Annotated in this window: 11 protein-coding genes; 4 read left to right on the forward strand and 7 right to left on the reverse strand. The window is 66.0% G+C overall.

Going from position 1 to position 13136, the window contains the following annotated elements; all coding sequences use genetic code 11:
• Window positions 1–93 precede the first annotated feature (93 nt).
• The 6 genes from J0O65_RS28135 to J0O65_RS14755 all read right to left on the reverse strand — a co-directional run bounded on the left by J0O65_RS28135 (window position 94) and on the right by J0O65_RS14755 (window position 8000).
• Entirely contained in the window at window positions 94–609 is a 516-nt protein-coding gene (locus tag J0O65_RS28135) for a 4'-phosphopantetheinyl transferase family protein (protein WP_215407804.1), read from the reverse strand.
• 11 nt (window positions 610–620) lie between these two features.
• The gene (locus tag J0O65_RS14735; RefSeq protein ID WP_215407806.1) at window positions 621–4676 is read right to left on the reverse strand and encodes a Pls/PosA family non-ribosomal peptide synthetase; all 4056 of its coding nucleotides are present in this window, start codon (window positions 4674–4676) and stop codon (window positions 621–623) included.
• 147 nt (window positions 4677–4823) lie between these two features.
• Entirely contained in the window at window positions 4824–5531 is a 708-nt protein-coding gene (locus J0O65_RS14740) for an anaerobic ribonucleoside-triphosphate reductase activating protein (RefSeq protein ID WP_215407808.1), read from the reverse strand.
• On the reverse strand, window positions 5521–5721 hold the full coding sequence (gene nrdD / locus J0O65_RS14745; protein WP_215407810.1) for an anaerobic ribonucleoside-triphosphate reductase: 201 nt from the start codon (window positions 5719–5721) through the stop codon (window positions 5521–5523). The genes J0O65_RS14740 and nrdD overlap by 11 nt, the downstream gene beginning before the upstream one ends.
• On the reverse strand, window positions 5718–7466 hold the full coding sequence (locus J0O65_RS14750) for a ribonucleoside triphosphate reductase (protein ID WP_215407812.1): 1749 nt from the start codon (window positions 7464–7466) through the stop codon (window positions 5718–5720). The genes nrdD and J0O65_RS14750 overlap by 4 nt, the downstream gene beginning before the upstream one ends.
• 123 nt (window positions 7467–7589) lie before the next feature.
• Window positions 7590–8000: a hypothetical protein gene (locus J0O65_RS14755; RefSeq protein WP_215407814.1), complete on the reverse strand. Its 411-nt coding sequence runs from the start codon at window positions 7998–8000 to the stop codon at window positions 7590–7592.
• Window positions 8001–8161: 161 nt separating this feature from the next.
• Here J0O65_RS14755 and ubiU point away from each other — a divergent pair, with 161 nt between their 5' ends.
• From ubiU to ubiT, 3 genes are read left to right on the forward strand one after another with little or no spacing between them, the layout of a single operon-like run.
• Window positions 8162–9199, forward strand: coding sequence for a ubiquinone anaerobic biosynthesis protein UbiU (ubiU, locus tag J0O65_RS14760; RefSeq protein WP_502793563.1), 1038 nt, complete (start codon window positions 8162–8164; stop codon window positions 9197–9199).
• A gap of 9 nt (window positions 9200–9208) precedes the next feature.
• The gene (gene ubiV, locus J0O65_RS14765; RefSeq protein WP_215407816.1) at window positions 9209–10105 is read left to right on the forward strand and encodes a ubiquinone anaerobic biosynthesis protein UbiV; all 897 of its coding nucleotides are present in this window, start codon (window positions 9209–9211) and stop codon (window positions 10103–10105) included.
• Window positions 10106–10125: 20 nt separating this feature from the next.
• The gene (gene ubiT / locus J0O65_RS14770) at window positions 10126–10677 is read left to right on the forward strand and encodes a ubiquinone anaerobic biosynthesis accessory factor UbiT (RefSeq protein ID WP_215407818.1); all 552 of its coding nucleotides are present in this window, start codon (window positions 10126–10128) and stop codon (window positions 10675–10677) included.
• Window positions 10678–10691: 14 nt separating this feature from the next.
• Here the strand turns inward: ubiT and J0O65_RS14775 are convergent, their stop codons facing one another.
• The gene (locus J0O65_RS14775) at window positions 10692–10955 is read right to left on the reverse strand and encodes a heavy-metal-associated domain-containing protein (RefSeq protein ID WP_077402408.1); all 264 of its coding nucleotides are present in this window, start codon (window positions 10953–10955) and stop codon (window positions 10692–10694) included.
• Between the two features lie 477 nt (window positions 10956–11432).
• Between J0O65_RS14775 and aspT the strand changes: the two genes are divergently transcribed.
• Window positions 11433–13115 (forward strand): aspartate-alanine antiporter, encoded by a 1683-nt coding sequence (gene aspT / locus J0O65_RS14780; RefSeq protein ID WP_215407820.1) that lies wholly within the window; start codon window positions 11433–11435, stop codon window positions 13113–13115.
• The last annotated feature ends 21 nt before the right edge of the window (window positions 13116–13136 follow it).

Consider the following 13136-nt stretch of genomic DNA (forward strand, 5'->3'; position numbering starts at 1 on the left):
GCTGGAATTGATCGGGGTGTTGGGACTGCTCGTCAGTATTATCGTAAAACTGATTTTCGTCCAGATCGGCGGGGCGGCCGAGGGCAAGGAAGACTAGTATGCCAGGGTCGCCACATACGGAGCCGCCAAGCGCAAGGCTTGCAGGCGGCAAGCTGGCGCTGCTCCGTTCCATTCCGCCAGCGGCAAGCCCGCGCACTTGAGCGCCGCCTCGCGCGCCGTCCATGCCTGCGCCAGGGCCAAGGGGCGCTGATCGGCAGGGCAGGCGGCCAGTGCATCGGCCACCTGCGGCCCCAGGTAATCGCGCGCCAGCGTGAACCAGTCGGCAATAGCCTGCACGCGCATCACGTCGATGCCGACGGCGCCATGCAGATGGATGGCGGCCAGCGACAGTCCCTCGTCATGGCTGAACGAGAGGCCCGCCGCGCCGCCTGCCAGCAGCAAGCGGGGCGGTTGGCCCGGCGTCGACTCCACCGCAATCGCCTCAATGCTTAACTTCATCCAATCCGCCACCGCCTCGCGCACGGCGGCGCGGATGCGCAGGCGGGCCTCGGTACGCGCCAGCACGGCGGCGATGCCGATCACCAGCACGCCGTCCCCTGACCAGAGCACGGTAGCATTCATCAGCTGCGCAGCGGCGCGGCCGGGCAGCCGGCCCAGTTGCTGCCGGCGGGGATGTGCTCGCCCTTCATCACCAGGGTCAGCGGTCCCAGGCGCGCGTTGTCGCCCACCTTGGCACTGTACAGCACGGAGCTGCGCGGACCCAGGTAGACGCGCTGGCCGATCTCCACGTGGTCGATCTTCATCACGCGGTCTTCGAACAGATGCGTCTGCGGGCAGGTGAGGGCGTTCAATTCGCTGTAATCGCCGATGTGCACGCAGTCGAATTCCGTGATGTCGGTCGTGTCCATGTAGACGCCGCGGCCGATCTTGCAGCCGAACAGGCGGAAGGCCAGCGGCAGCCACGGCGTGCCGCGCAGGTAGCGCATGAAATTCGGCACGGCGATGCCCTCGTACAGGTTGGTCACGCCTTCGGAAACCCAGACGAACGGCGTCCACATGGGCGCCGCATGCTTGCGGTAGCGTCCCAGCAGCAGCCATTTGGACAGCACCACCACGAGGAAATTGCCGATGCCGTAGGCTAGGCCGGCGATGGCCAGGTCGCCCACCACTTCGCCCCAGCGCCCGGCGCCCGCGATCGGCATCACGTCCAGCACCAGCGTGTAGCCGACGGCGATCACCACCGCGTGCGGCGCGACGATACGGAACGCCTCGATCAGGCTGCGGCCCAGGCGGCGCAGCAGCGATGGCTTGAACGTCAGGTGCTCGGCGAAGCCGCTGACCTGTTCGCGCGCGGGCAGGTGCATGGGCGGGGAGCCCAGCCACGTGTCGCCGCTATGCATCTGTTCATTGCGCGGCGCATGCGTGTGCACGCCGATCAGCACGTGTTCGGGCAGCACGGTGCCATCCGGGATGTAGCTGCCGTTGCCGACAAAGCTGCGGTGCGAGACGACGGTGGGGCGCATGGTCATCCAGCCGCCGTCGATCTGCTCGTCGCCCAGCATGACGGCGTCGGCGATGAAGGTGTCGTCGCCCAGGGTCAGCATGTCGGGCACCACGCCCAGCGCCGTGGAAATCTCGGCGCCCTTGCCCACCTTGGCGCCCAGCAGGCGGTACCAGTACGGCGCGTACACGGTGGCGTAAATGCCGTGCAGGACGTTCAGGCTCGATTCCTGGATATGGCTGACCAGCCACTTGGCGCAATAGATATTGCTGTGCACGGGCGAGCTGCCCGGCTTCAGGCGCGGCAGCGCACCCCAGCGGATGGCGGCCGACAGCAGGGCGGTCAGCACGATCAGCACGGCGCTGGCGGGGAAGGCCAGCAGGAAGTAGCGGGCCAGCTGGGTCGTCACGTCGCGGCCCTGCAGCCACGGCATCATTTCGCGCTCGTCGAACCAGTCGATCAGCACGAAGCTGGGGAAGACGGGCATGAAGAACAGCACGGCGATCAAGACCATGCCGAAGCAGAAGAACAGGGTTTCGCCCGTCAGGCGCAGGCGCGAGACGGCGGGGCGCGGCGGCTGGCTGGCCGGATCGTAGGGGCCGATGTCGCGCGCGGGCGAACCCGTCCAGACCCTGCCATCGGGCACCGAGGCGCCGTCGGCCAGCGCCGATTGACCTTCCAGGTGGCCGAAGGCGCCCACGCTGGTGTTGCCTTCCAAAATCGCGTAAGAGCTGATGCAGGCATCGTCGCCAATGCCGATCCGGCCCAGCAGCAAGCGGCCCCGCTCGACCCGGGCATTTTCAAAGTTGACGGCATTGCCCACGCTGACGTTGTCGCCGATGGACAGCAGGTCGGGCGCGCGCAGGGTCATCGAGCCGATCACCACTTCCTTGCCCACCTTGGCGCCGAGCGCGCGCAGCCACCAGCTGTTCAGCGACGAGCCGCTGAGCAGGTAGGCGGGCGCAGATTCGACCAGGCGGTCGGCCAGCCACCAGCGGTAATAGGTGACACCCCACAGCGGATAGCTGCCGGGCTTCAAACGCCCGGCGATCAGCCACTTGCCGGCGATCGCGATGGCAAATTCGGCCAGGGTCGCGAGCAAAAACACGCCGATGGAGGCGGCGATGGCGCGCGGAACGGTATCTCCCGTGTCGCCCGTGAAGAAGTGATACGTAAAGAAGGGCGCCATCCACTGCGCCATGCGCAGGGTGACCAGACCCGGCACGGCGGCCGCCTGGGCCGCGCCGCAGATCCAGCGCTTCAGGGTGGATGGCGGCGTCCACTGCGCTTCCGGCGTGGCCAGCGCCGGTGCTTCCCCCAGCACGGCGGCGATCTTGCCGATCTGCCGGTTCTGGTAAATGTCGCGCACCGTCATGTGGGCGTAGGCCGGATCGGCGCGCAGGGCGGACGCCAGGCGCGCGGCCAGGAAGGAGTGGCCGCCAAGGTCGCTGAAGAAGTCAAACTGGCGCCGTATCGCCTGGCCGGGGAACAGCTTGGCCAGGGCCGCGAACAGGGCCGCTTCGGCCGGCGTTTCCGGCACGTCCGATTCTCCCGCCTCGCCAGCGGGCGGCGCGGACAGGGGCATGGCCTTCAGGGCTTTCCGGTCGATCTTGCCCGAAGTGAGGCGCGGCATCAGCGGCAGCAGCTCGAAGCGGCCCGGCACCATATACGGCGGCAAGTGCAGGTTCAGGGCGGCGCGCAGGGTTTTCGCCGCCAGCGCATCGTCCGCGGCATCGTCGCTGCCGACGATGTAGGCCACCAGCTGGTCGATGCCGTCATCCTTGCGCAGCAGGACGGCCACCGTGCCCACGCCGGGCTGCTGCGCCAGCACGGCTTCGATCTCGCCCAGTTCCACGCGGAAGCCGCGTATCTTCACCTGGTCGTCGGCGCGGCCCAGGCACAGCACCTGGCCGTCGGCATCGATGCGGGCCAGGTCGCCCGTGCGGTACAGGCGGGCGTCATCCGCGCTGGTCGTCCACGGATTGGGCAGGAATTTTTCCACCGTCAGGTCGGGCCGGCCCAGATAACCCTCGGCCAGACCGGGACCGATGATGCACAATTCCCCCGTCTCACCGCGAGGCAGCAATGTCAATGGACGGTTTTCTCCCGGTTCGGCCACTTGCAGCACCAGCAAGCCATAGTTGGGCAGCGGCGTGCCGATGGTGACGGGTTCGCCGGGCCGCAATCGCGCCAGGCTGCACGAGACGGTCGCCTCCGTGGGACCATAGGTGTTGAACATGGCGCGGCCCGGGCGCGACCAGCGCTCGACCAGGGACTCGGGGCACATCTCGCCGCCCAGGTTGATCAGGCGCAGGCTCGGCACGTCTTCGGCGAACAGGGCCAGCAAGGTCGGCACGGCGTGCAGCACGCTGACGCGGTTGGCGGCCAGCGCGCGCGGCAAGGCTTCCGGGTCGCCCGAGATATCCTTGGGGCCCAGCCACAGTGTGGCGCCCACCAGGTAGGCGATCCAGATTTCCTCGAACGACATGTCGAAGGCGACGGAAAAGCCCTGGTAGACGGTGTCGGACTGCGCCACTTCCAGCACGGCGTTTTCGCTGCGCAGGAAGTGGCAGATGCTGCGTTGATTGATCAATATGCCCTTGGGCTTGCCCGTGGAGCCGGACGTGTAGATGACGTAGGCCGGGTGCTCGGGCAGCACGGTTGTCCGCGTCGGCAACACTTCGCCCGGCGCGGCGGGGGCCAGCAGGCTTTCCGCCGTCCACACGGGACGCTGGACGCCGGCGTCCGCCAGGCGCGGCGCGAACTGCGCGCAGCTGATGACGCCCGCGCCGCTGGCGTCATCGAGGCACACTTGCAGGCGCTCGACGGGAGTGTCTTCATCGACGGGCAGCCAGGCGGCGCCCGCCTTGGCGATGGCCGCCTGCATCAGCAGCAGATGCGCGCCGCGCGGCAGCCACAGGCCGACGATGTCGCCGGGTTTCACGCCGGCGGCCACCAGGCGCGACGCGGCCAGGCCCGCCTGGGCATCGAGTTCGGCATACGTGATGCGGCGTTCGCCATCGATCAGCGCGATCTGCCGCGGGCAGCGGCGTGCCGTCGCTTCCAGCAGGTCGGCCAGCACTTCCTCGCGCAGCAGATCCGGTCGCGGCGGGCCGTACAGGATGTCGGCGTGGGTGGAAGGGGTGCCTGGGCCGGCTGCGGTGAAATCGTTCATGGATGACGCTTATCTGTAATGCGGTGTGTGGAATCTGGCGGCTGCGCATGGAGCGCGGCACAGTCGATACATTACAGCACGCAAGGCATTTCAGCGTTGCAGAACGGGGAATTTTGCGGGGCTTTCCTAAATAATGTGCTTGCCGGCTCAACTGCCATGATTACGGAATGTAAAACGGGGAAACATGGCGCCGATTTGCGCCACCGTGCGCGCCGCCGGGTAGCCGTGCAGGGGGCGGCCGGCCAGCGCCATATCCAGGCAGCCGTCGGCGCGGAACTGCTGCAGCACGTAGTTGTCGACGCCTTTGGCGGCCAGGGTGGCGGCCAGGGCCAGCAACTGCTCGTCCGGCAGCAGGTCCGGGTGGATGGTGGTGCGGCATTCATAGGCCACGCCGCTGGCGAGGATGGCGTCCAGGCAGGCGCGCGCCGGGTCGCCGCTGCCGGCCACGCGGGTCACATGACGATAGTCGGCAAACGGCGCCTTGATGTCGACGCCCACCCAATCGACGAGGGGCAGCACTTCCTGCAGGCGCTGCGGATAGATGCAGGCCGTGTGCAGGCCGACGCCGAAACCCAGCGTCCTGGCGTCCTGCATGGCGCGCGCCAGCGCCGGGTCCATGCAGGCTTCGCCGCCGCTGAAGACGACGGCGTCGAGCAGGCCCACTCTGCGGCGCAGCCAGCTCAGGACGTCCTGCCACGGCATGGCGCCTTCCGGCGTGCGCGCCTGCAGATGCGGATTGTGGCAATAGCCGCAACGCCAGGGGCAGCCCTGCACGAACACGACGGCCGCCAGCTGGCCCGGATAGTCGGTGGCGGAAAAGGGCGTCAGGCCGCCCACTTTCAGATCAAGCGCCATGGCAGGCGGGCTGGCCAAGCCGGGCGCTCGCTTGCGTAAAATACTGGCGCTCGTGGAATTCGCCCTGCTTGCCGATGTTGAACGAGGCGACGGGGCGGTGGTAGCCCATCACGCGGGTCCAGATTTCGCAGCGCTGGCGTTCGCTGTCGGGCAGGGTGGTGGCGGGAGTGAAGTCGGGACGTGCGTTCATGGCGTTTCCTCAAGTGATGGAACAGGGTGGTTTTGCTTGCGGGCGATCAGTTCCGCGTCGCAGGTGGGACAGAATTCATGTTTGCCGGCCAGGTAGCCGTGGCGCGGGCAGATGGAAAAGGTGGGCGTGACCGTGACGTAGGGCAGCGAAAAGCGGCTCAGGGCGCGTTTCACCAGCTCGCGGCAGGCGTTGGCGTCCGACAGCGCTTCCGTCATGTACAGGTGCAGCACCGTGCCGCCCGTGTACTTGCGCTGCAGCGTGTCCTGCAGGGCCAAAGCCTCGAACGGGTCGTCCGTGTGGCCGACGGGCAGTTGCGACGAATTCGTGTAGTAGGGATTGTCGACGGTGCCCGCCTGCAGGATGGCGGGATAGCGCTTGCGGTCTTCGCGGGCGAAGCGGTAGGTCGTGCCTTCGGCCGGCGTCGCTTCCAGGTTGTACATATGGCCCGTCTCTTCCTGGAACTGCAGCATGCGGGCGCGCACGTGGTCGAGCAGACGGATCGCCAGCGCATGGCCCTCGGGACTCGTGATGTCATGGGCGTCGCCGCTGAAATTGCGGATCATCTCATTGATGCCGTTCACGCCCAGGGTGGAAAAGTGGTTGCGCAGGGTGCCCAGGTAACGTTTCGTGTACGGGAACAGGCCTTGCTGCATCAATTCCTCGATGGTGCGGCGCTTGATTTCCAGACTGGTCTTGCCCAGTTCCAGCAGCCGGTCCAGGTCCGCCATCAAGGCCGGCTCGTCGCCGCGCCACAGGTGGCCCAGGCGCGCGCAGTTGATCGTCACCACGCCCAGGGAACCCGTCTGCTCGGCGGAACCGAACAGGCCATTGCCCCGTTTGAGCAGTTCGCGCAAGTCCAGCTGCAATCGGCAGCACATGGAGCGGATCATGTTCGGCTTGAGTTCCGAATTGATGAAATTCTGGAAGTAGGGCAGGCCGTAGCGGGCCGTCATCTCGAACAGGCGTTGCGCATTCTCGCTATGCCAGTCGAAATCCTCGGTGATGTTGTAGGTCGGGATGGGGAAGGTGAAGACGCGGCCCTTGGCGTCGCCCGCCATCATGATCTCGATGTAGGCGCGGTTGATCATGTCCATCTCCGCCTGCAGCTCGCCATAGCTGAAGTCCATCTCCTGGCCGGCGATGACGGGAATCTGCTCGCGCAAGTCGTCCGGGCAGACCCAGTCGAAGGTGAGGTTGGTGAACGGCGTCTGCGTGCCCCAGCGCGAGGGCACGTTGAGGTTGAAGATCAGCTCCTGCATGTACTGGCGCACGTCCGCGTAGCGCAGGCTGTCCTTGCGGATGTAGGGCGCCATGTAGGTGTCGAAGGAGCTGAACGCCTGCGCGCCGGCCCACTCGTTTTGCAGGGTGCCGAGGAAATTGACGATCTGGCCAATGGCGCTCGACATGTGTTTCGGCGGGCTTGACTCGATCTTGCCCGGCACGCCATTCAAGCCTTCGTGCAGCAGGGTGCGCAGCGACCAGCCGGCGCAATAGCCGGCCAGCATGTCGAGGTCGTGGATGTGCAGCGCCGCTTCGCGGTGCGCCGCGCCCACTGCCGGCGGATACACCTGGTCCAGCCAGTAGTTGGCGATGACCTTGCCCGATACGTTGAGGATCAGGCCGCCCAGCGAGTAACCCTGGTTGGCGTTGGCGTTGACACGCCAGTCGCGCCGCTCCAGGTATTCATTGATGGACGCGGCGACATCGACCTGGCCGCGTGTGGATGGAACTGCATTTGTCGTCATGAAACCTCCGGTAAACACAACATGCGGTGTTTTTATGGAGATTAATCACTAAATATAGTGGCGTCAAACGGCGCGTGCCGTGGTGTGACGAATCCTTGATGCAGGTGAAAAAAGCGCCTTTGTTTACTTTTTCGCGCGGCCCTGGCGCAGGATCAGGACGGTCGCGCCGAAATACGCGGCGCCGCAGACGGCGATGCTGAGGATGGAGGCGGGCAGCACGTGCGCCCAGATTTCCAGCGGCGAGAAGGTGCTCCAGCTGGCGACGCGCGCGTCGAACGTGACGACGTTCGCCAGCAGCCAGTAGACGGCCAGCACTCCGGTGCAGATGGCGGCCTGGCGCGCCAAAGGCATGGCGCGGCGGGCGAAGACGGCTTGCAGGAACTGCAGCAGCACGCCCGGATACGCACCCAGCACCTCGGGCGACAGCACGGACAGGGTCGCGTCATCGTAGCCGTCGACCGGCGCCGCCCACTGCACTTGCAGCACGGTGAGGAACAGGGTGAGCAAAAAGATCAGCAGCGGTTTGCGGGGCATGGCGGACAATCGAAGAGGGAGAAAAGGCGGCATTTTACAGCCAGGTCAAGCAAGTTGAACGCGCGCCAGCCATGCATGCATTCCTTCACCTGCGTCAAGGACTGGGCCGTATGGGCGGGGCTATAGTCTGCACCCTGAGCCGATACAGGACTGTGAACATCATGATGCTTGAATCAACCACCGCCACCCGCGTGGCCGGACCGCTGGAACTGGTCTGTCCCGCCGGCAGCCTGCCGGCCTTGAAAGCGGCCGTCGACAATGGCGCCGACACCGTGTACCTGGGCTTTCGCGACGCCACCAATGCGCGCAATTTCGCCGGCCTCAATTTCGACGAGAAGGCCATCGCCGAGGGCGTGCGCTACGCCCACCAATATGGGCGCAAGGTGCTGCTGGCGCTGAACACCTATCCGCAGCCGCACAACTGGGCCGTGTGGCGCAGCGCCATCGACCGCGCCGCGCAGGCCGGCATCGACGCCATGATCGTGGCCGATCCTGGCCTGATGGCGTATGCGAGCGAGCACCACCCGCAGCTGCGTTTGCACCTGTCCGTGCAGGGCTCGGCCACCAACTACGAAGCCATCAATTTTTACCATGAACACTTCGGCATCGCCCGCGCCGTGCTGCCGCGCGTGCTGTCGATGGCGCAGGTGGAGCAACTGATCGCCAAGACGGAAGTCGAGATCGAAGTCTTCGGCTTCGGCAGCCTGTGCGTGATGGTCGAAGGGCGCTGCGCGCTGTCGTCGTATGCGACGGGCGAGGCGCCGAATACGCACGGCGTGTGCTCGCCGGCGAAATCCGTGCGCTGGCTGGAAACGCCGCAAGGGCTGGAGTCGCGCCTGAACGGCGTGCTGATCGACCGCTACGCGCCCGGTGAAAACGCCAGCTATCCCACCCTGTGCAAGGGGCGTTTCGAAGTCAACGACGAAGAGTATTACGCCATCGAGGAGCCGGCCAGCCTGAATACCCTGGCGCTGCTGCCGCAGCTGATCGCCATGGGCGTGCGGGCCGTGAAGATCGAAGGGCGCCAGCGCAGTCCCGCCTACGTGGCGCAGGTCACGCGCGTGTGGCGCGAAGCGATCGACGCCTGCCGCGAAGGCAATGCGCGCTACGCCGTCAAGCCGGGCTGGATGGCGGCCATGGACAAGCTGGCCGAGGGCCAGCAGCACACGCTCGGTGCCTATCATCGCTCCTGGAAATAAAGGAAGAACATGTTAAAACTATCTTTGGGTCCTTTGCTGTACTACTGGCCGCGCGCCACCGTTTTCGAGTTTTACCAGCAGATCGCCACGACCGCCGTCGATATCGTCTACCTGGGCGAGACCGTCTGTTCGCGCCGGCATGAGCTGCGCCTGGCCGACTGGCTCGATATCGCCGACATGCTGGCCGCCGCCGGCAAGGAAGTGGTGCTGTCGACGCAGGCGCTGATCGAGGCGGGCGCGGAACTGGCGACCCTGCGCCGCATCACGGGCAATGGCCGCTATGCGGTCGAGGCCAACGACATGGGCGCCGTGCACTGCATGGAAAAGGGCACGTCCTTCGTCGCCGGTCCCCATTTGAACCTGTTCAACGGCCCCAGCCTGCAACTGCTGGCGCGCCTGGGCGCGCACCGCTGGGTGATGCCGCTGGAAATGGGGCAGACGGCGCTGGCCGAGATGCAGCGCCAGAAACCGGAAGGGCTGGAGACGGAAGTGTTCGCCTACGGCCGCATGCCGCTGGCGTTTTCCGCGCGCTGCTTCACGGCGCGCAACCGCAACCTGCCGAAGGACGATTGCGGCTACAGCTGCCTGGAAGAACCGGACGGCCTGCTGCTGCGCACGCGCGATGCAGTGCCTTTCCTCGTCTTGAACGGCACGCAGACGCAGTCGGCGCTGGTCTACAACCTGGTGCGCGAACTCGACGCCATGCGCGACATGGGGGTATCGGTGGCGCGCATCAGCCCGCAGTCCATGCATACGGAGCAAGTCATCGCCATCTTCGACCGCGCCCGCCGCGGCCAGGTCAGCGGCATCGGCGCCCAGGCCCAGCTGGCGGCCTGCCAGCCGGCCGGCGCTTGCGACGGCTACTGGCATGGCCAGCCCGGCATGGAACTGCACGCCGCCCATTGAACGCCTCGAAAGGAAGCACCATGCAAGATCAACTGGAAAGATTGCCCGTCCCGGCCCCGGCCCCGGTCCCGGTCCCGGCCAAGCCCGGCGTGAGCAAGCCCGCCATGTCGTACCGGCTGCCCGAACCGCTGGCCGAATTGCTGTCCAAGCTGCCGCCGTATCCCGCATCCTGGCTGTTCGTGCAAGGCTTGAACCGCCTGCTGGCGCCGCAATTGCCCGACGACGTGCGGCGCAGCCTGGAAGGGCGCAGCCTGCGCCTGCGGCTGCTGGACGCGGGCATCGCCTTCGATTTCGAGTGGCAGGGCACGGTGTTCGTGGCGGAGCGCTATGTCGACGTGCCGGACCTGTGCATCGCCGCCAGCGTGCATGATTTGATGCTGCTGGCGCGGCGCCAGGAAGATCCGGACACCCTGTTCTTCAGCCGCCGCCTGAGCCTGGAAGGCGATACGGAACTGGGGCTGCTGTTCAAGAATACGCTAGACGCCATCGAATTGCCGCCGTTCGACCTGCAGGCGCTGGGACCGCGCCGCGTGCTGGCGCATTTGCGCGACCGGGGCGCGCGGGAAGGCTGAGCGGCAGGCGGGCTTCAGTGGCGGCAGTGGCCGCAGGCGCCGCTGCACGAGGCCAGCTGTTCTTCATCCGTCGCTTCGCCCATGAAGCCGGCGTCATTGACGGCGGCCAGCAGGCGTTCCTGCGTGGCCAGCCGTTCGTCAAATTGCACCGTGGCGCCGTGGCGCGCCAGCGAGACGCACACGGTCGCCACGCCGGTGACGGCTTCGAGCGCGCCCGTCAGCCTGTCGGCGCAACCTTCGTGATCCATTCCGATGATATTCAAGCGTGCTGTCTGCATGGGTTCCTCTTGTTTTTCCGATAAAAAAGCAGCGTAGGCGAGGGGCGCGCATGCCGTCCAGAGCCGCACGCAAGATTTATTTTCTATTTGCGGTTTTATTGATCTGGATTAATTCCAGCGGCGCGTGGGCAGCTTGAAACTGCTGTTGTTTTATACACAGTTTCCCTGTTGGCGTCGACGCCGCTGACGCGCAAGGCACTTTGCTATCGTCCAAAAACATTGCTATTAGTATTGTTGAGCTATGTCAAATCGCCGCCCCAATCGTGCGCAGGATGTTTGATGAAGATCAAGACGAGTTCAACAGAACACCTGTTGACACTTGTAAAATTTTCACCGAACATAATTCCTAATGACAACATTTCCCCAGCACAGGCCTCCGGGCCACGTGCTGTGCGGGGCCCTGTACGCCCGTTCAACCGCCAGCGTCTGCCAGCCAATGAACGCGTCACCATCCCTTATCTTTTCGAAGGTTGGTCCATGCTCGATTCGATCGCGTCGGTGTTGCACCAAGTGCCGGAGTTGGCCCTGTTCCTGGCGCTGGCGCTCGGTTATGCGGTCGGGCAGATACGCTTCGGCCCCATCCAGCTCGGTGGCGTGTGCGGCACCCTGATCGCCGCGCTGCTGATCGGCCAGCTGGGCATCACCCTGGACGCCAGCGTCAAGAATGTCTTCTTCATGCTGTTCATCTTTGCGCTCGGCTATGCGGGTGGTCCCCAGTTCTTTGCCAACCTGAATGCCAAGGGCTTGCGCCTGGGCCTGCTGTGCCTGATCGAAGTGGTGGTGGTGCTGGCGCTGGTGCTGCTGGCCACGCGCTTCCTGGGCCTGGACCAGGGCACGGCGGCCGGCATGATGGCGGGTGCGGCGACGGAATCGGCCGTCGTCGGCACGGCCACGGACGCCATCTCCAAGCTGGCGCTGCCCGCCGCCCGCATCGCCGAGCTGCAGGCCAACGTGGTCACCGCGTATTCGATCACATATATCTTCGGCCTGATCTCCATCGTCATCGTCACCAGCCAGATTTTTCCGCTGTTGTTGCGCGTCAACCTGCGCGAGGAAGCCGATAGATTGTGGGAAAAGATGGGCGGCGCGCAGACCGATGGCGATGGCGTGCAGGCCACGCCGGACATGGTGGGGCGCGCCTATCGCATCAGCCGCGGCGCGGGGCGCCGTCTCGATGCCTTGCAGCATATTTTCGCGGGCCGCGCCAGCATCACGCGCGTGCGCCGGCATGGCAAGGTCTTGCCCCTGGAGCCGGCACTGCGCCTGCGCGCCAACGATGAAGTACTGGTGATCGGCCACCGTTCCGCGCTGGTGGCGGCCGAAGCCATCCTGGGCGAGGAATTTGCCGACACGACGGGCTTGAATATGGCCGTCTCGGCCGTGGAAGTGGTGCTGCAGCAGGCGGCCCTCGTGGGCCAGTCCTTGCGCCAGCTGGCCTTGCCCTCCGGCGTGCACGTGGCGGCCGTCGTGCGGGGCGAGCACAGCATGCCGCCGCTGCCCGACCTGACCCTGCAGCGCGACGACGTGCTGCGCCTGTATGGCACGACGGAAGGGCGCGAGCTGACTACGGCGCTGGCCGCCATCGGCAAGCGCGTGCCCACTGGCGAGCGCAGCAATATCGTGTATGCCAGCATCGGCATCGTGCTCGGTGTGTACATCGGCGGCTTCACGGCCAAGCTGGGCGGCATCCCGTTTTCGCTGGGCACGGGCGGCGGCGCCTTGCTGACGGGCCTCGTGTTCGGCTGGTACCAGGCGCGCAAGCCGGGCATGCAGGGCATCCCCTCCAGCGCGCTCGACATGATGAAGGATATCGGCCTGGCCACCTTCATCGCCTGCGTGGGCCTGGCCTCGGGACCGCAGGCGATCGACCTGGTCCGCCAGTACGGGCTGTCGCTGCCGCTGATGGGCGTGCTCATCGCCGTCATCCCCGCGTCGATTTCCCTGTGCGTCGGGCACTTTTTCCTCAAGCTGGAAGCGCCCGTGCTGCTGGGCGCCATCGCCGGCCAGCAGTGCAGCACGCCGGCCCTGTCGGCCGTGCAGAACGCGGCGGGCAACTCCACGCCCTTGCTGGGCTACACGATCACGTATGCGATTTCGAACGTGGTGCTGCCCCTGCTGGGGCCGCTCATCGTGGCCCTGGCCGGCTCCGTCCACGCCTGAGCAGCTTGCAAGAGCACACGC

Origin of the sequence: Janthinobacterium sp. JC611 (assembly GCF_018682595.1) — a bacterium.
Taxonomy (GTDB): domain Bacteria; phylum Pseudomonadota; class Gammaproteobacteria; order Burkholderiales; family Burkholderiaceae_D; genus Janthinobacterium.

Excerpts from the sequence above, each read along its gene's own strand:
- J0O65_RS14735 (WP_215407806.1), bottom strand. The coding sequence starts at position 4,676 with ATGAACGATTTCACCGCAGCCGGCCCAGGCACCCCTTCCACCCACGCC.
- J0O65_RS14740 (WP_215407808.1), bottom strand. The coding sequence starts at position 5,531 with ATGGCGCTTGATCTGAAAGTGGGCGGCCTGACGCCCTTTTCCGCCACC.
- nrdD (WP_215407810.1), bottom strand. The coding sequence starts at position 5,721 with ATGAACGCACGTCCCGACTTCACTCCCGCCACCACCCTGCCCGACAGC.
- J0O65_RS14750 (WP_215407812.1), bottom strand. The coding sequence starts at position 7,466 with ATGACGACAAATGCAGTTCCATCCACACGCGGCCAGGTCGATGTCGCC.
- J0O65_RS14755 (WP_215407814.1), bottom strand. The coding sequence starts at position 8,000 with ATGCCCCGCAAACCGCTGCTGATCTTTTTGCTCACCCTGTTCCTCACC.
- ubiU (WP_502793563.1), top strand. The coding sequence starts at position 8,162 with ATGATGCTTGAATCAACCACCGCCACCCGCGTGGCCGGACCGCTGGAA.
- ubiV (WP_215407816.1), top strand. The coding sequence starts at position 9,209 with ATGTTAAAACTATCTTTGGGTCCTTTGCTGTACTACTGGCCGCGCGCC.
- ubiT (WP_215407818.1), top strand. The coding sequence starts at position 10,126 with ATGCAAGATCAACTGGAAAGATTGCCCGTCCCGGCCCCGGCCCCGGTC.
- J0O65_RS14775 (WP_077402408.1), bottom strand. The coding sequence starts at position 10,955 with ATGCAGACAGCACGCTTGAATATCATCGGAATGGATCACGAAGGTTGC.
- aspT (WP_215407820.1), top strand. The coding sequence starts at position 11,433 with ATGCTCGATTCGATCGCGTCGGTGTTGCACCAAGTGCCGGAGTTGGCC.